The organism is Paenibacillus sp. FSL K6-2862, assembly GCF_038005125.1.
Taxonomy (GTDB): Bacteria; Bacillota; Bacilli; order Paenibacillales; family Paenibacillaceae; genus Paenibacillus; species Paenibacillus illinoisensis_A.
In genome coordinates this window covers 764816-781811 of record NZ_JBBOSN010000001.1, presented here as the reverse complement: position 1 = coordinate 781811, position 16996 = coordinate 764816, and the positions used below count along the sequence as shown (strand labels likewise).

16 protein-coding genes are annotated in these 16996 nt (G+C 47.1%); 6 read left to right on the top strand and 10 right to left on the bottom strand.

Annotated features, from left to right (window positions below):
- Positions 1-19: 19 nt before the first annotated feature.
- Complete coding sequence (hsdR, locus tag MHB82_RS03660; RefSeq protein ID WP_341173833.1) at positions 20-2383, bottom strand: EcoAI/FtnUII family type I restriction enzme subunit R; 2364 nt, start codon at positions 2381-2383, stop codon at positions 20-22.
- A gap of 598 nt (positions 2384-2981) precedes the next feature.
- Here hsdR and MHB82_RS03655 point away from each other — a divergent pair.
- On the top strand, positions 2982-3305 hold the full coding sequence (locus MHB82_RS03655; protein ID WP_341173832.1) for a hypothetical protein: 324 nt from the start codon (positions 2982-2984) through the stop codon (positions 3303-3305).
- Between the two features lie 119 nt (positions 3306-3424).
- Here MHB82_RS03655 and rlmD read toward each other — a convergent pair whose 3' ends face one another.
- From rlmD to MHB82_RS03635, 4 genes are all read right to left on the bottom strand, one after another.
- Positions 3425-5161 (bottom strand): 23S rRNA (uracil(1939)-C(5))-methyltransferase RlmD, encoded by a 1737-nt coding sequence (rlmD, locus tag MHB82_RS03650; protein ID WP_341173831.1) that lies wholly within the window; start codon positions 5159-5161, stop codon positions 3425-3427.
- A gap of 150 nt (positions 5162-5311) precedes the next feature.
- The gene (locus MHB82_RS03645; RefSeq protein ID WP_110755551.1) at positions 5312-6193 is read right to left on the bottom strand and encodes a diacylglycerol kinase; all 882 of its coding nucleotides are present in this window, start codon (positions 6191-6193) and stop codon (positions 5312-5314) included.
- A gap of 430 nt (positions 6194-6623) precedes the next feature.
- On the bottom strand, positions 6624-7040 hold the full coding sequence (locus MHB82_RS03640) for a DUF4395 domain-containing protein (RefSeq protein WP_095360950.1): 417 nt from the start codon (positions 7038-7040) through the stop codon (positions 6624-6626).
- Between the two features lie 99 nt (positions 7041-7139).
- Positions 7140-8063, bottom strand: coding sequence for a ketopantoate reductase family protein (locus MHB82_RS03635; RefSeq protein WP_341173830.1), 924 nt, complete (start codon positions 8061-8063; stop codon positions 7140-7142).
- A gap of 209 nt (positions 8064-8272) precedes the next feature.
- Between MHB82_RS03635 and MHB82_RS03630 the strand changes: the two genes are divergently transcribed.
- Positions 8273-8842 carry a TetR/AcrR family transcriptional regulator gene (locus tag MHB82_RS03630; RefSeq protein ID WP_341173829.1) on the top strand — a complete coding sequence of 190 codons (570 nt, stop codon included), beginning with the start codon at positions 8273-8275 and terminating at the stop codon, positions 8840-8842.
- An 89-nt stretch (positions 8843-8931) separates the two neighbouring features.
- On the opposite strand, the gene MHB82_RS03625 is transcribed toward MHB82_RS03630, so the two are convergent.
- Positions 8932-9717 carry a sirohydrochlorin chelatase gene (locus MHB82_RS03625; RefSeq protein WP_341173828.1) on the bottom strand — a complete coding sequence of 262 codons (786 nt, stop codon included), beginning with the start codon at positions 9715-9717 and terminating at the stop codon, positions 8932-8934.
- 1 nt (position 9718) lies between these two features.
- Positions 9719-10009: a YerC/YecD family TrpR-related protein gene (locus MHB82_RS03620; RefSeq protein ID WP_017690665.1), complete on the bottom strand. Its 291-nt coding sequence runs from the start codon at positions 10007-10009 to the stop codon at positions 9719-9721.
- A gap of 458 nt (positions 10010-10467) precedes the next feature.
- On the opposite strand from MHB82_RS03620, the gene MHB82_RS03615 reads away from it, so the two are divergent.
- The 4 genes from MHB82_RS03615 to MHB82_RS03600 all read left to right on the top strand — a co-directional run bounded on the left by MHB82_RS03615 (position 10468) and on the right by MHB82_RS03600 (position 13815).
- A complete protein-coding gene (locus MHB82_RS03615) occupies positions 10468-11106 on the top strand; it encodes a tyrosine protein kinase (protein ID WP_341173827.1) in 639 nt (212 codons plus the stop codon).
- A 187-nt stretch (positions 11107-11293) separates the two neighbouring features.
- Positions 11294-12376 carry a DNA alkylation repair protein gene (locus MHB82_RS03610; RefSeq protein WP_341173826.1) on the top strand — a complete coding sequence of 361 codons (1083 nt, stop codon included), beginning with the start codon at positions 11294-11296 and terminating at the stop codon, positions 12374-12376.
- 268 nt (positions 12377-12644) lie between these two features.
- Positions 12645-13373 carry an SDR family oxidoreductase gene (locus MHB82_RS03605; protein ID WP_341173825.1) on the top strand — a complete coding sequence of 243 codons (729 nt, stop codon included), beginning with the start codon at positions 12645-12647 and terminating at the stop codon, positions 13371-13373.
- A 25-nt stretch (positions 13374-13398) separates the two neighbouring features.
- Positions 13399-13815 (top strand): MerR family transcriptional regulator, encoded by a 417-nt coding sequence (locus tag MHB82_RS03600; protein WP_095361018.1) that lies wholly within the window; start codon positions 13399-13401, stop codon positions 13813-13815.
- A gap of 136 nt (positions 13816-13951) precedes the next feature.
- On the opposite strand, the gene corA is transcribed toward MHB82_RS03600, so the two are convergent.
- The 3 genes from corA to MHB82_RS03585 all read right to left on the bottom strand — a co-directional run bounded on the left by corA (position 13952) and on the right by MHB82_RS03585 (position 16878).
- Positions 13952-14911, bottom strand: coding sequence for a magnesium/cobalt transporter CorA (gene corA, locus MHB82_RS03595; RefSeq protein WP_095360944.1), 960 nt, complete (start codon positions 14909-14911; stop codon positions 13952-13954).
- 348 nt (positions 14912-15259) lie between these two features.
- Positions 15260-16249 carry an inorganic phosphate transporter gene (locus MHB82_RS03590; RefSeq protein WP_095360943.1) on the bottom strand — a complete coding sequence of 330 codons (990 nt, stop codon included), beginning with the start codon at positions 16247-16249 and terminating at the stop codon, positions 15260-15262.
- 14 nt (positions 16250-16263) lie between these two features.
- Entirely contained in the window at positions 16264-16878 is a 615-nt protein-coding gene (locus MHB82_RS03585; RefSeq protein ID WP_095360942.1) for a DUF47 domain-containing protein, read from the bottom strand.
- Positions 16879-16996: the final 118 nt, after the last annotated feature.

Here is a 16996-nt window from a genome sequence, read left to right as displayed (position 1 = left end):
TGCTCCTCCTAAAATGCATCTATGCTGAATAAATGACTTGGCCAAGTTCCTTAATCGCTATCAAATAACCTTGTTTCCCGCCAAATCGCTTCACAATCTCGATTGGAGAACCGAAAGTTTGAAATTCAGGAATCTTTAGCACTTCCATACTTTCCAAATTCTCGATTCCTGCATCTGCATACTTATCCAATAATGCTTCTAACACCATTCTTGCTTGATCGCTATACTTCGCAAAGTAATTGCGTCTCTTGACATTCTCCGCTCTCTCACGCCTTGTAAGCGGGGGCTTATCAAAAGCAACATGACAAATGAGGTCAAATGGATCAAGTTCCTTACCTACCTCATCTTTCAGTTCATCGAGCAAGATTCCTTGGGCTTCAAGCTCATGAATCACTGCCTCTTTCTTATCCGCTGCATTCCACTTCTGGAGAAAATCATCGAGCGACTTGTATTCGTTCTTCACATTCTTCTTCGTATAGTCAATTAAAGACTCTGTGATCAGTTTACCATCCTTATCATAGTAATACACGCGATGATTTAACACTTTCACTTCCACATTTTGCACGTAATATTTGGCTGGAGGATCATGGATGACCTCTCCACCCCCAAATGGAGGATCTTCAATCGTACCACCGCCGAAGCCATCGTCGCCTGTTCGTTCGTCCCCGTCGTCCGTGTCCTCTGGAGGAATTTCTCCTCCTTCCGGCTGATCAATAATAACAACAGGATCACCGTCAAAGTCAGGATCGGCAAACAGCTTGGTCACATTACGAAAATCAATGATCGTAAAATACAGCTTCCCGAAATCTTCTCGAATTCTTGTGCCGCGGCCAATAATCTGCTTGAACTCAATCATGCTATTGATATTGGAATCCAAAACAATGTACTGGCATGTCTTCGCATCAACACCAGTGGTCATGAGCTTACTTGTCGTAACAAGCACAGGGTAAGATTCATTAGGATCAATGAAATTATCCAATTCGGCTTTACCTTCTTCGTTATCGCCTGTTATGCGCATCACGTACTTGGAGTTCTTGGCTACCAAATCCGCATTCTCATTAACCAGCGCTTGACGCATACGTTCAGCATGGTTGATATCTACACAGAAAAAGATCGTCTTAGCCATTCGAGTTTTGTTCACTTTTAGATAATCCGATACCATCTTAGCAACCGCTTGAGTTCGTTTTTCCAAGACCAAGTTTTTATCATAATCCTTAATGTTGTACTCACGATCTACAATCTCATGACCATATTTATCTCGCTGCCCTTTGGTTGGTCGGAAGCCTTCGACATCCTTATCAAGCAACACTCGAATTACTTTATAGGGTGCTAAGAATCCGTCTTCAATACCTTGCTTTAACGAATAAGTATACAGCGGTTCTCCAAAGTAACTTAAATTTGAAACTTCCTTCGTTTCCTTTGGCGTTGCAGTTAAACCAACATGCGTAGCAGCAGAGAAATAATCTAATATCTCCCGCCATGCTGAATCCTCTTTCGCGCTGCCGCGATGACACTCATCAATGATGATAAGGTCAAAGAAGTCTCTGGAGAACTCCTTGTACGCATTCTGAAAATTCTCTGAGCCAGATATTCCTTGGTACAGAGCAAGATAAATTTCGTGCGCCTTATCGATCTTGCGATTCTTGATCTTTGTCATTTTGTCGCCAAATGGAGCGAAATCGTTGGTCATGGTCTGATCAACAAGAATGTTCCGATCTGCAAGAAATAAAATGCGTTTCTTGGACTTGGACTTCCACAAACGATAGATGATCTGAAACGCGGTATATGTTTTTCCAGTGCCCGTAGCCATGACAAGAAGGATTCTGTCTTGACCTTTTGCAATGGCTTCAACGGTTCGATTGATTGCGATTCGTTGATAATATCGGGGACTCTTGGAGTCTTGCGTGAAATAATAGTCCTCTATAATCGTTTCCTCTGTTATTGTATCAATATCTTTGACAATTTTATAACGTTGCCACAATTCTTCTGGTGATGGGAAGTGGGACATTGTCAATTCCCGCTCTACTACCCCAGATGCTGCTGTTCTGTCGTGTTCAAGAAACCCATCGCCATTCGAGGAATAGACGAATGGGATATCTAATATATCTCCATAATTGATTGCTTGTTGCATCCCTGCGCCAATGGAATGCTTGTTGTCTTTGGCTTCAATAATGGCAATCGGAATGTTAGCTTTATAATAAAGGATAAAATCCGCGCGTTTTTTCTCACCGCGAGTAACTACCTTCTTACGAACAATGATTCGTCCATCCGTAAATGTGACTTCTTCACGAATTTGCTTCTGTAAGTCCCATCCTGATTGAATAAGTGCTGGGGTTATGTATTTGGAACATATATCGCGTTCTGACATATCCTTTTTGTTCAAGAATATTCCTCCCTCATGACAAGACCCTTGAAAGTAGTCCTTAAGACATATTCCACAATTTAACTGAAAATCCCTCTATTCGACAGGTTGTTTCCATCATTACATAAAACTCCTATGACACAACGCCTGTCAGCGAGTATATGTTCTCATGAAATAACCAATTCTTCGCTACATTCCATAACTGATCTCTGTACAATGAATATTTCAGTGCGGCAAAGCCGCTTGGTTAATGAGTCAGAGCCATGATGTTAATAAAATAGAGCCAACACGTTAATGGGGAGAGCCACTTGTGGTAAAGTTGGAAGGATAACACATTAATTTAAAGGTTGTGATTTCAAATGGACATGCCCTTTCCCAAAACAATTGCTTTTTGTGCGGCGAGAAATTGACAAGAAACACAGATGAACACATCTTTCCAAAATGGCTACAGCACAGATTTAATCTTTGGGATCAACCATCACATTATTAAATGGACGAAGATTCCCTACCGTATGCTAAAAATCTCCTGTTGTAATATACTTACAACAATGAACATTTATCTCAACTTGAAATCGAAATATCGAAAGCCGTAGATGGCGGTTATAATTCATTTATACAGTTGGATGAGGACAAAATATTTTACTGGGCTGCCAAAATCCTATATGGTCTGTTCTTCAAAGAATTGTCCCTCCATATCGATCGAAAGAACCCGGTGACTGGTACGATTATGAGTCCTGAAGCGATGGAAAGATTTAATACATTGCATTTGTTATTGCAGGGTATTAGGTTCCCAACTCAATACATCCCAGTAAAACCTTATTCAATTTTTATCTTTAGAATGTATGAATATAAGGATGAGGATTGGGATGAATCAAACTTCACTTACTTTGACAGTTATATTCAAACCGTTTATGGCATGAAAGTGATGATGAACGAATCTTGAAGCCTATCATTCAATCGCTAATTCATAAAATCGAGATCAGTGTTGATGGAAGCATTAAGCAAATACGTTACAATTTCGTCGCTCCATTGATTAAAGGAGCATAAAAAAAGGGTAGGATATTACTCCGCACCCTTCCATTTTAGTAACACTGAACACTCCACATGCACCGTATGCGGGAACATGTCTACCGGCGTTACCTCAACCGTCCGATAACCGCCATCCTCCAGCACACGCAGATCACGTGCCAAGGTGCTTGGATTACAGCTCACGTAGACCACGCGCTCCGGCTTCATCTCCAGGATCGTATCGAGCAAACGTGGATCACAGCCTTTACGCGGCGGATCGACAACGATAACGTCGGCTTCGATGCCTTGCTCTTTCCAACGCGGGATGACATCTTCCGATGCACCGACTTCGAACTTCACGTTCTTCATCTCGTTCAGCATCGCATTGCTGCGAGCGTCTTCGATCGCTTCGGGCACAATCTCTACCCCGTATACCTGATCCGCATGCTGCGCGAGGAAGAGAGAGATCGTTCCGATGCCGCAATAGGCATCAATAACCGTCTCTTTGCCGCTCAGCCCAGCGTATTCTACCGTCTTCCCGTACAGCACTTCCGTCTGCACCGGATTCACCTGATAGAATGAACGCGGAGATATGGCAAACTGCACATCCCCGATATAATCGTAGATCACGTCACGGCCCCACAGGACGCGGGTTTCGTCGCCGAAGATGACGTTGGTCTGTTTCTTGTTCACGTTCTGACAGATGCTCGCCACATGCGGGATCGCTTCACGAATACTGCCAATCCATTCATCCTTATGCGGGATATCCCGGCCATTGGTGACCAGAACAAGCATCATCTCACCTGTGCGGAAAGCCTTCTTCACGACCACATGACGCAGCAGGCCGCGGCCTGTCTCTTCGTTGTATGCACTGATCCCGAGATGGCTGCCGATCTCCTTCACCTTCGCTACCACTTCGTCGTTATGCTCATGCTGAATAAGGCAGGTCTCCATGTCGATGATCCGATGACTTCCTTTGGCATAAAATCCACCCACCAGGCCGCCTTCGGTCACGCCAATAGGCACCTGTGCCTTGTTGCGGTAGCGCCACGGCTCGTCCATACCCATGGTAGGCAGCACACGAATACCTTGCGCAGCAGCTTCTTCGTTCATGACACCTTCCAGCCGAAGACGAATACGATTGCTGCCGTTCCCTTGTTCTTCGGAAATAGCTGGTTCAGCTGCCTGATCCACATTCTCTTCAGCCAGTCTATTCTGGTTCTCTTTATCACCCTGAGCGTCTGCATCCTCCACCATCACGTTCAGCTTCCCGATCCGCTGCAAATTATCGACCACCAGCTGGCGCTTCCACGCAAGCTGTCCGGCATAGCTCATATGCTGGATCTGGCAGCCGCCGCACTGATCATAGATCGGACACGGCGCAGATACACGATCCGGGCTCGCCTTCACGATCTCCAGCAGCTTGGCATAGCCATACTGCTTCTTGGTCTTCATCACGCGTACGCGGACAGTTTCACCCGGGAGCGCACCTTGTACGAAGAGCGTGTATCCATTCGCACGGCCTACACCTTCACCGTCATGGTTCATGCCAATGATGTCGATGACGGTCTCTTCGTTTTTGCTGACCGGAAGTCCTTCGATTGGTGCGGATTCACGTCCACGTCCCTTCGGACGAACGGCAGAAAGAGATGCGCCTTGTGGCCGCACCTCTTTCCCTTGCTGACGTGATGATTTACCTGGCTGACGGGATGCCATTGCATTCCCTTGCCCCTGAGAGGCAGCCGAATTCCGGCGGTTTTTTCCACGACCGCTGCGGTTCGTATTAGACAACGTACATTCACTTCTTTCTTCTTATATATCACCCCACGCATGGGGAGTTCATTCTACTTCATCTTTTCAATTTCACCCTGAGATTATACGTGATCCCCACGCGGACGGCAACTGGAAAAACGCACTGCCACCGCGCCACCACCTATTCTCTTAACGATACAGCAGCAGGTGATGCTGGAGGTTCTGGAACGTCGCAGGCAATGTGCCGCCAAGCTCCCCATCCAGGTTCAACTGTACGTATCCCGGCGATGTCACTTCCATATAATCCGTCTGGAAATGAAGCACCTTTTTATCATTCAGATGTTCCCCGCGCAGTGCGAGTGTAACGAGGCGGATCATGTCGGCCAGATTACATTTGCGCACACCGATGACATCGAACATTCCGTCGTCTATCGTTGCCCCTGGTGCAAGCTTCTCGAAGCCCCCGACGGAATTCGTATTGGCGATCAGGAACAGCATGAATTCGTCATGAATCTCTTCTTGGCCTGCCGCGCGGATAATCAGCTCCTGCGGAGACAGGCTGGCCATCTTCTCAATACCCTTCATATAATAGGCGAGCTGCCCAATCATCGTTTTCAGACGGCTTGGCACCTCATACGTCAGCTCCGTCAACGAGCCGCCGCCAGCGATATTAATGAAATATTTATCATTCGCCTTACCCAGATCGAGCGGACGCGTCTGCTGCTTAATGACCAGATCCACGTAATCTTCCCACTGTCTCGGGATCCCGAGTGCACGCGCAAAATCATTCGTTGTTCCCAAAGGGAATACACCCAGCGGCGGACGGTTCTCCCGCTCGGCCATGCCGTTGATGACTTCGTACAGCGTACCGTCGCCGCCAGCCGCAATAATCATGTCATACCCACGTTCAATCGCGAGCTCTGCTTCCCGGGTTGCATCTCCCTCACCCGTTGTTGCATGTACTGAAGCTTCAATTCCGCCTTGATCCAAACGCTGCAAAACATCAGCCAGACGTTTCTTCATTTCTTCCCGGCCTGAGGTCGGATTATATATTAAGCGAGCCTTTTTCATCTCATACGCCACCTATTCCACATTATCCATGAGTCTGAACGACCCCATTTTCTTTCTTCTTGCGAGCGTCCACAACCGGGGAACATTTTACATGATCACCCACGTCCGTTAATCCTGCCCGAATCTTCATCCATATCTATATCTATGCATAAGGAATTCCATCTGATTCCAAAGCCTTTATATTCTATCATATCATCAAATGTGAAGATGTCCTAGCCTGTAACGGATTTAAGCCTTCCCGCAAGCATATACCATCTTATTTTACACAGCCAACGATTTTCTCTTCAACTGTATTTAACCCATTTCATAGACACCCATTCTGCCCGTCTGACAAGAATTTAACCTTGATCTCCTTCATAAAGCACAAAGAAACGGCTCCGAATCACGAAGCCGCATCCACGTTACCTTATATTTTACATTCATCATCGGTTTAGAAGCCGATTCGTCTGCCAGCTCGAAGCTGTTTGTACCAGAAATACACGGTGCAGCCCACACAATAACCGAGCAACGCAGCACTTGCAGCAAGCAGAAGCATTCCCGAGAAGAGATAACCGGCTACCTGCCAGCTCAAGGAGAAGGAGATGAGAGCAAGAGACAGGAACACGATGGCCAAAATATTATTGAAGCGCTGCAGCTCCACCGCCTGGGTTTCCGTACCTTTTCCCTTAAGCACAGCCTTCCCGATCTGGACAAACAGATTCAGCTTCCCGCCAGAGGCGAGCCCGACCACCTGAATGATCCATAACGCACCCAAGATCAGCGGTTGATTGAACCCAAACGATAGAAGTACAAACAGCACGATCCCGACCTGATTCGCTTTGACATAACGCATAGGCACTTCCCGCATCCTCATATCTCCTTATCCCCATTTTATTAGTTGGTTTTATTGTAATCGGGATTGAAGTTTTGAGCAACAGAAAGATGATTTGAACATGTGCATATCTTATTACAGGATGGTATAATCCCTTCGGAGTGCATCCCAATGGGGTGTAGGAACTTTCGTTACGCTTTTCCAATCGGTAAAAGCCCGGTCTAATGCCTCGATTTCACCAAAAGAACCTGCAACCAGCTTATGCACCGGAAGCATGCTGTAGATCTTCAGCAAAAGGTACAGCAGCCGCTTATGCTTGCGGATCAGCTTCGCCTGTGCTCGCGGAATCATGGCGATGCCCATTGCCTCCAGTACAGCAATTCCCTCATCCAAGGCACCGATCATGTGCAGGAGCTGCTCTCGGTTTCCCTCCAGCGTCTTCAACTCTCGCTCTTTATTGAAACTTACTGCATTCAACATCAGAATCGGGATGAGGTGACTCTTCAGCCAAGCGTCAATATCCTCACTCACATCCAGCTTATACTTTACTCGCGCAAAGGCCTGATTCAGCAGAGGCTGAAAAGAAATCTTACCGTCCAGTGCGCCAATCACCATTAGCCCCTTTCCTCCGCCTATGGACATCATTCGATCTTGGTGACGCTTCCCGCCGCTAACGTGAAAACCAAACGCAACTTGCTTATCCACTGGGCTGTTGTCTTCGAGATAGGTCTGCATGCTTCGTGCATCTGCATTGTTTCCTACAATCACGATGTTGGTGCTCCGGTTATTCGCGAGAATAGGTAACACTGATGGAAAATCATTATATTTCATGACCACGAAAATGAGATCGTAAACATCTTCTGCCTTTAATTCTCTTGTTACCCGAACCGGATCAACCGTCGTTCTAAACTGAAATACATGCCGAATGACCACGCCATCCCTCTCCAATTCCTCAGCCCGTTTCCCTCTCGCCAGAATGGTAACATCATTTCCTCCACGTACCAGAACGTGGGCCAGCTGACTGCCTAACACACCCGCACCATAGACCAATACTTTCATTCGATTCTCCTCAGTTTCGTTATTTATGAATAATCGTTGCTTTATGAACAGTTGTTGATAAAATAAGAGTATCAAAGCCGCTTTCGGGCTTCAATCGCTAAAAAAACCGCTTTCGTTGAATAATCAACGAAATACTCCTTTTTGTTGAAAAGCGTAAGCTATTTATAGAGAGATATGCAGAAAACGAAGAAACATGTAGAGGAGGCGCCATGGATAGACGCGTACTTAAAACCAGAAAGGCCATCATGGAGGCTTTTGTCGGATTGCTGGATGAGAATGATTTCGAGCAAATGACGATCAATGATATCGCAGATCGCGCCAATGTTAACCGGGGAACGATCTATCTGCATTATACAGACAAGTATGATCTGCTGGACCGCTGTATCGAGACGTACCTGCAGCAATTGGTGGACAGCTGTATGATCGATCATTATCCAACGCCAATGACGGCAAAGGACGCGCTGCTGCGAACCTTCCTTTATCTCGAGGAACATGCATCCATCTATACCACCCTCCTTACGAAAAAAGGAATTCCCGCCTTCCGGAGCAAACTCATGACGATTATGATTCAGGGCGTCGAGGAACAGATGGATGCGTGCGGCGTTCAGGGAGGCATGAGCAAAGAGATCACTGTACAGTTTCTGGCTTCTGCTGCCGTGGGTCTGCTGGAATGGTGGATTATGAATGCCATGCCTTATTCTGCAGAGGATATGGTCGACCAATTAATTGCGTTATTGGAGCTCCATCTGAGCCTGCCTGCACTCGTGGTTCAAGGATAAGCTCCACCTCAAGCAACACCAGCAATAAGAAAACCACGTCCGGCGGACGTGGTTTCCTTGTCTATAATTTTAAAGTGCTCGTCCCCTTCTTAAGAAAGGGCCTTACCCTCATTACATTTGTCCAGTAAAAGTTGAATTTGACGCTCGAGCCAGTTCCCAAGGAGCGGATGCGGCAGCAGCGTCTCACCGCTGTAAGCATAGTCCAGTTCCTTCAGCCTGCCTGGAATGACGTTCATGGTAAAATAACCAGCACTCAAAAACAGCGGCGCCACAATAACGCGGGTTCCCTGCTCCTGGCTCCAGTATTTTGCCTTGTCATATACACTCTCCGGATTGAGGAGTGCGTAATCCGTATGGGCAACGCCACTGACATCCTGTACCCGCTGCGCGAGTGAGGATATGCCTGTCTCCCAACGCTGACGGAATCCATCGTGAATGCTCCCGTGCCCAACCAGTAGAATCGTCTCCTGCTTCGGCTCCCGGGACAGCGATTTCACCTTATCCCACACCATCACGGCAATATCCGGGTCGTTATCCACAGGATAACCGAAGTGTACCCTTGTCGTTACCTGAAAGGGTTCCAGATCCGTTTCCCGTTCCGGTGCTTCCTTCGCGCCGATCGCATATTCAATCTCATCCACATGAGTGCTGCCAGACGAAACGAATAGCGGTACGACCAATATATCGGTTACGCTCTGTGCTTCCAGTCGGTTGATACCGTCCTGGATCAGGCGTCCTTCCACAAGTTCAAGAAATGAAGCTTCAACAGGCAGATCGTCAGGCAGATTAAGCCGGGAGACCGCGTCATCGACGGATTCTACCCAGGTCTGCTCCTGAGAACCGTGACTAATGATCAGTACACCCGGTTTCTTCATCTTAGCGACCCAGACGTTCTAATGTCATTTTATAGCCATCATTGCCGTAGTTCAGGCAGCGCTTCACACGGGAGATCGTAGCTGTACTAGCTCCTGTCTCTGCTTCGATCTGATTATACGTGTTGCCTTTGCCAAGCATGCGAGCTACTTCCAGCCGCTGGGACATGGATTGAATCTCGTTTACCGTGCAGAGGTCATCAAAAAACACGTAGCACTCCTCAATATCTTTCAGAGTGAGAATGGCCTCAAATAGTTGTTCAATACTTTTATCATTTAGCTTTTTCAGCTGCATTTCATCATCATCCCCTAGCGGTTACTGTGTACCTTCATTGTACTCACACTGAGTTGGTATTTCAAGCGTTAACGATTTCACGCACTACAGAATAAAAATACATGTTACCGCTTACATTAGGCACTATTGTCCTTCACACGTGGACACCAACCGTAATTCCTGCGATATATCCCATTTTTCACCTGTATATTCCCGATTACTTATGTAGGGATTTAACCCTTATAATTGTTACAATTTTGTGTACAAACTTCCCTTTTCGATGATTATGATCCTCCCTTGTCCCCTGCGCCCAATTCCGCAAATATCCCGTTTTCCGTGACACCCGCCTACGCCGTCTCTCCGCGAATGACATACAGTATAGCAAAAGGGAGTTCCATCAAGGTCTGTTCACGCCTATTGGACCTGACAGTTGAAGGAACGCATTTCCGAAATCCAATATAGAAGGAACGTGATCGTTCATGCCACAGCATTATTATCATCGCCAGCCCACACCACGGCAGCGTCCGTCTTCCTATTCACAGCGACAGGCGCATACTTCTGCCTATGCTCCGCCCGGTGCGGTACAGCGTTCATTGAATGAAACCCCAGTTCAGCCGATGTACCCCGGAGTAGAACCCTACTATCCAAGCTACGGTGAAGTAGAGGCATCTGCACTTGTACCTTACGGGCAAGGGGCACCTGGCGGAAACTTTCTGGGGGGCGGCGCTCCGGTTGCTCCAGTTCCAGTAGAGACGCCTGCAGCTTCAGGAAGTTCCGGGTTCTCGCTGGCTAATCTCGGTGAGTTGAAAGGAATGATCGACCGCTTTGGCGGAATCGACGGTATCATGAGTGGAATTGGTAAGATGCAGAAGGTCGTTGGCGGCATTCAGCAAATGGCCCCCATGATGAAGCTTGTTATGGGCATCCTGCCTTTTGGAAAAGGGAAAAACAAGAGCAGCCCTGCTGAGGCCGACTATGAGGAATATACACCGCCCCGGTCTCGCCCGCGCAAACGCCGCAAGAAGTCTAATACGACTACGCCACGTCGCCGCAGCAGTAATACCACTCGTCGCAAAACAACTTCCACCAAGCGCCGTCCCTCAAGCAGCAAACGTTAACCATTTCCTCAGGCACCTCTCCTTGAATAAGGAAGGTGCCTTCACCTTTTTTACGAGCATGCCCGCTTATTGCCTTAGCTGAACACTCCTATCCGATATAAAGTATCTCAAACAAAAAAATTCAGGAACCTATGTTCTTATTTCTGTGAATTAAGGTATACTGGGTAGTAGATAAAGGAGGCGGACCATGGAACTGTTTAAGGATAAATATACGCCCGCATTAATTGATCGGACCGGCGAACTGCTGCTTCAATTTTACCCTGCCCTGGACAAGGCACACTTTCGTGATCTCGTATTTGCCGAAGGCTGGGAACAGGCAGAATTCAAGGCACGTATTCGGCGCATTACACTGGCGCTGACCGAAGTACTTCCCTCTTCCTATGAGGAGGCGCTGCATGTCCTCGAACAGGTGGCACCGCAGCTGCGAGGGGTCGAGTTTTTATTTGTCCCTGATTTTATCGAGGTAAACGGACTTTCGCCTGAACATTATGAATTGTCCATGAAGTACCTGACGGTCTTCACACCTTATTCCAGCTCGGAGTTTGCGGTGCGCCCGTTTATTGAACGATATCCGATTGAGACGATGAAACGAATGATGGAATGGACAAGCAGTGAGAATGAGCATATTCGCAGACTTGCCAGCGAAGGCAGTCGCCCTCGTCTGCCATGGGGTTCCAAGCTGCGCAGTTTGATTGCAGATCCAACGCCAGCCCTTCCCATTCTCCATGCCTTGAAGCAGGACGAGTCCCTCTATGTACGGAAAAGCGTAGCAAACCATCTGAATGATATTTCAAAAGATCATCCTGATCTGGTTCTGGATCTCGCCTCCACCTGGTTCGGTCAGCATCCACATACCGACTGGATTGTCCGCCACGCCAGCCGCTCCCTGCTGAAGAAGGGGCACCCCAAAGCACTTGCCCTCTTTGGCTATAATGAACAGGACGCGGTACACATTGAGCAGCTTCAGCTTGCACGGGATACAATTGCCGTTGGTGAAGAGTTGGAATTCTCGTTCGATGTGGTCAATGAGAGTGGGCAGCCTCAGATGCTGCGGATTGAATATGAGATTGGATATATGAAGGCGAGTGGCAAACAGGCTCCCAAACGTTTCAAATGCTCGGATAAAACATATCCTGCGGGGAGAAATAAGGTCGCTACGAAGCAATCGTTCAAGGTGATCACCACCAGACGTTACTATGCCGGGCTTCATACTTTGACAATCGTAGTCAATGGACAACCCACTGCTTCGACAACTTTTGTGCTTGAATAACAACAACCGGATTGCGTCAATGAGTTATTAACAGTCCACAACACCGGATAAAAAGATATTCACATGTGGATATCATTGTTATCCACCGATATCCTCCTTAACCGAACGCTATGTCTGGTCACAGACGCGCTTCGGTTATTTACTTTTCCCCTCATTTCCCCTATGTACGTCTCCAAAATCATCTGTTGACTTGGAGCATACTCCAAGTTGTACCATTCGGAGATCATCACCCACATGCTTCACATTATCAAGAAAAGAGGAATGACGGATGCAAACTAAAAAAAACGCCCTCATCACGGGAGCAAACAAAGGAATTGGATTCGAAACGGCACGGCAGTTGGGAACTATGGGTTATGCTGTTCTCCTCGGAGCGAGAGATATGCGCAAAGGCGAGGAAGCCGCACAGAGATTACTCAACGAGGGCATCGAAGCCTATGAAATCGAGCTTGATGTTACCAGTCAAAAAACCATTGATACAGCGGTCAATCACATTGAACAAACGTATGGCTCGCTTGACATTCTGATCAATAACGCAGGGATCTCTGTGGGTGGAGCTACCCCACCAAGCTTAATCGCTGTGGATGATATACGAGAAACCTATAACACGAACTTCTTCGGCATGATATCCGTAACCCAGGCCATGTTACCCTTAGTGCAGCGGTCTCCTGCAGGACGAATCGTTAACCTGACAAGTGGTCTGGGCTCACTCGCCTATAATAGTGATCCCGAGCATGAACATGCACAATTCAATCTGCTCGCTTACAACAGCAGCAAAGCAGCCGTTAACATGTTTACCGTTACTCTTGCCAAGGAATTCAGAGATACGTCTCTTAAGATTAACTCTGTCGACCCGGGTTTTACAGCAACCGATCTAAACGGTTTCACAGGAACCAATACCGTGCAGCAAGCAGCTGCTACGATTGTGCAACTGGCTGTTCTCGGAAGCGATGGCCCAACAGGAGGATTCTATGGGAATAATGGAGAAATACCTTGGTAAATTCAATACTGAGGAGTTGCATGACATGCATGACATACCCGACATCGTTACATCGATTCGCGAAGCTGCCCTGCATACGGGTCTAACGGAAGATACAATACGCTATTATGAAAAGGTAGGTCTGCTCCCCTATGCAGAACGCAAAACAAACGGCCATCGGCAATACAGTAAAGACCAGATTCTCGGCATTATTTTTTTGACCAGACTCAAATCCACAGGGATGACCATCGAACAGATGAAGCATTACCGCGAGCTGTCTGAGCAAGGTGCCGATACCCTTGCAACCAGGTATGCGATCCTGGAGGAACACCAGCGTAAGATTCAACAAGACATATCTAATTTGAAAGAAACATCAGAGATTATAGCCTATAAGCTTCAGCATTACCAGGAGCTTTCAGAACATCCTGATCTTGAAGATACGAACTGCGACACCGGTGCCTAAATCGCTCCCAATAATCACTCCATTTATGAAGACACAAGCGATGATCCCTTTTGCGCTGCTACAACAGACAAAAGAAGATCATCGCTTGTTCACATTTTATTTACTTATCCATATTAGATTTTCTATAATAAATCCTTTATTTGAACCATCCGCGCTTCACAAACCAGGCCACCATGCTCCCACCGAGCACAAACATCAGCAGCAGCACGGCACCATACCCGAACTTCCACTGGAGCTCCGGCATATAGGCGAAGTTCATGCCATAAATTCCGGCGATCAGCGTCAGCGGCATGAATACCGTTGTAATAACGGTGAGTGTCTTCATGATCTGATTCATCCGGTTGGAGTTCAGGGAAATATAACTGTCCCGCAGGTCTGAGGTCATCTCCCGGTCCGCCTCGATCATGTCCGTCAGCTTCAGCAGATGGTCATAGATATCCGTAAAATACGCGGTATGTTCCCCCGTCCGCTGCACATGCTGCGAGTTGATGACCCTGTAGAGCAGATCTCTCATGGGTACCACGGTTCGTCTTAACTTCAGCAGCCGGCTGCGGAGGTCAAACACCTGATTCATCAGGTCCTCTACCGACTCCTGACTGCCCCGGTTTTCCAGTTCTGCAAGCTCATCCTCAATCGCAAACAGCGACGGGAAATAATGATCGACAAGCTTGTCCATCACGGTATAGGCAGCAGCCACCGGTCCACGCGCCCAGATGGTCCGTTCATGTGCATGATGCAGTATGCGTTCCCATGCTTCGTCCACTTCTTCCAGTACACCATGATGAAAGGAAACAAGGAAGTTCGATCCCAGAAACAAATCCACTTCTTCCGCTTCCAGAGTAGTTGGATTAAGCGCATGTAACACAAGAAACTGCAAATTATCGTAGTAATCCAGCTTCGGGCGCTGCAGCACATGCAGACAATCCTCGATCGCCAAGGGGTGAAAATGAAAATATGTATCCAGCAATCGGCTTTCTTCCTCCGAAGGCTGGTTAAAATCTGCCCAGACCCAGGCATAATCCTGGAGGTCCAGCTGTGTCAGGGGTATGTTAATGGAGACCTGATGATCTCGTGTGATGGCGAGTGTACGAATCATAAATTAGACCACGTCCTTGTCCTATATCCTTTACGCTATTGTATAACTTAATCCTCGAACCGTCTCCTGCCATCGCATAACCCCTTATTATCCACAAAATCACTTGCTGCAGGGACAACAAAAAAAGCCAACCCTGTTGGCTTCTCTCATTCCCTATCCACAGTTCCCTGTATCCACAGGATAATCTAACGTTTGGTTTATCATTCCACGGATGGCTATCCACATATCCAGCCTGTCCACACGTTCATGCACAGGCTTCTCTATCTTATGATTATAAAATTGTCCACATATCCCGATATTCACACAGTTATGAACAGTTGTGTCCGTCGGTCCTGAGTCGGCTTTTTCTTAGAAAATAATCCAGTACAGCAAGCCTGCCAGTACAGCCGTAATCGGAATGGTAATGAACCACGTAATAATGATACGTCCGGCCAAGCCCCATTTGACAGCAGAGAAACGCTTCGCTGAACCTACACCCAGAATAGCGGATGTAATGGCGTGCGTTGTACTTACTGGAAGATGCAGCAATGTTGCCGTGAATATAACGGAAGCCGCAGACAAATCGGCAGCAAAACCGTTGATCGGTTCAATTTTGAAGATTTTGGTTCCCATCGTTTTGATGATTTTCCAACCACCGATGGAAGTACCCAGTGCCATCGCCGTTGCCGCAGAGATTTTAACCCACAGCGGAACATCAAGATGATCCTGTACACCTGCTGCTACGAGTGCAAAAGTAATAATCCCCATGGCTTTCTGAGCATCATTTGTACCATGCGTGAACGCCTGTAGTGCCGCCGTGAAAATCTGTACCGTCCGGAAACCCTTGTTCACGGTGTGAGGACTGCGTTTAGCGAAAATATATTTGAGAATGGTCATGACCACATAACCTATGGCAAATGCAATCAGCGGGGATAGCAAAAGTCCCTCGACAATCTCAATGAATCCGCCCCATTTCACTTTATCGGAACCTGCACCGACGAATACTGCCCCGGCAAGTGCTCCAATCAATGCATGTGAGGAAGAAGAAGGAATACCAAACCACCAGGTCACGAGGTTCCAGATAATTGCGGCAATCAAGGTGACTATGACGACCTCGATCCCGTTATCCAGCTTCGTGGGGTCTGTAACGCTTCCTCCGATCGTCTTCGCCACTCCTGTAAACATCATTGCACCGACAAAGTTCATCACCGCAGCCATGATAATGGCACGTCTTGGAGTCAGCGCCCGTGTGGAGACCGAAGTTGCAATGGCATTCGCTGTATCATGAAAACCATTAATGAAGTCAAACGCCAATGCCAGGAAGACGACTATACCTAATACCCAAATCGTTGTTTCCATTATTCTCTGGCTCCTTAAGAATTACGCATAATGATGGATTCCAGCATGTTGGCTACGTCTTCACAAGCATCCGTTGTCGTCTCAAGACGCTCGTAAATCTCCTTGCGCTTGATCAACTCAATCGGATCAGACACGGTAGCGAAGAGATGCTTGATACACATGCGCAATACTTCGTCTCCCTGGTTTTCCAGATCATTCAGACGAATCGTATATTCGCGGATCGCCAGCAATTTTTTCTGGGACAGCAAATGGATCGCTTTTTGAATTTCGTAAGCCGATTGGCGCAAAATCTCAGCGAACTGCACGATGAATTCATCCGGATCAGTCAATTGGTACATATAGAATCGGGAAGCCGTTGCTTCAAGCCCGTCCAATACGTCATCTAGAGTTGTTGTCAATTCCATGATGTCATCACGCTCGATCGGCGTAATAAATGTTTTGTTGAGTTCCATAATGATCGTATGCACATAGTCATCACACTTGGACTCGTATTTTTTCATTTCATTAGTAAACAGAGTTACATCCTGAAGGTTGGAAACATGCTCAGAGAAATAGTCAGCTGCTTGTACGACAGTATCCGCCATATTCTCTAATGTTTCGAAAAATATATCCTTCTTCTTAAACTTCATCGTTCTATCCCCTTTACGAGAAATTGCTGATAACCTTGAAACATGAAATGACAACCTTTGATATCTTATCATATTTGTTTCATGGTTTGTACAAAAGGTGCGATCCTTTTTTATATTC

Coding starts and splice junctions, on each gene's coding strand:
- MHB82_RS03645 (WP_110755551.1), bottom strand. CDS start 6,193: ATGAAAAAGGCTCGCTTAATATATAATCCGACCTCAGGCCGGGAAGAA.
- MHB82_RS03640 (WP_095360950.1), bottom strand. CDS start 7,040: ATGCGGGAAGTGCCTATGCGTTATGTCAAAGCGAATCAGGTCGGGATC.
- MHB82_RS03635 (WP_341173830.1), bottom strand. CDS start 8,063: ATGAAAGTATTGGTCTATGGTGCGGGTGTGTTAGGCAGTCAGCTGGCC.
- MHB82_RS03630 (WP_341173829.1), top strand. CDS start 8,273: ATGGATAGACGCGTACTTAAAACCAGAAAGGCCATCATGGAGGCTTTT.
- MHB82_RS03625 (WP_341173828.1), bottom strand. CDS start 9,717: ATGAAGAAACCGGGTGTACTGATCATTAGTCACGGTTCTCAGGAGCAG.
- MHB82_RS03620 (WP_017690665.1), bottom strand. CDS start 10,009: ATGCAGCTGAAAAAGCTAAATGATAAAAGTATTGAACAACTATTTGAG.
- MHB82_RS03615 (WP_341173827.1), top strand. CDS start 10,468: ATGCCACAGCATTATTATCATCGCCAGCCCACACCACGGCAGCGTCCG.
- MHB82_RS03610 (WP_341173826.1), top strand. CDS start 11,294: ATGGAACTGTTTAAGGATAAATATACGCCCGCATTAATTGATCGGACC.
- MHB82_RS03605 (WP_341173825.1), top strand. CDS start 12,645: ATGCAAACTAAAAAAAACGCCCTCATCACGGGAGCAAACAAAGGAATT.
- MHB82_RS03600 (WP_095361018.1), top strand. CDS start 13,399: ATGCATGACATACCCGACATCGTTACATCGATTCGCGAAGCTGCCCTG.
- corA (WP_095360944.1), bottom strand. CDS start 14,911: ATGATTCGTACACTCGCCATCACACGAGATCATCAGGTCTCCATTAAC.
- MHB82_RS03590 (WP_095360943.1), bottom strand. CDS start 16,249: ATGGAAACAACGATTTGGGTATTAGGTATAGTCGTCTTCCTGGCATTG.
- MHB82_RS03585 (WP_095360942.1), bottom strand. CDS start 16,878: ATGAAGTTTAAGAAGAAGGATATATTTTTCGAAACATTAGAGAATATG.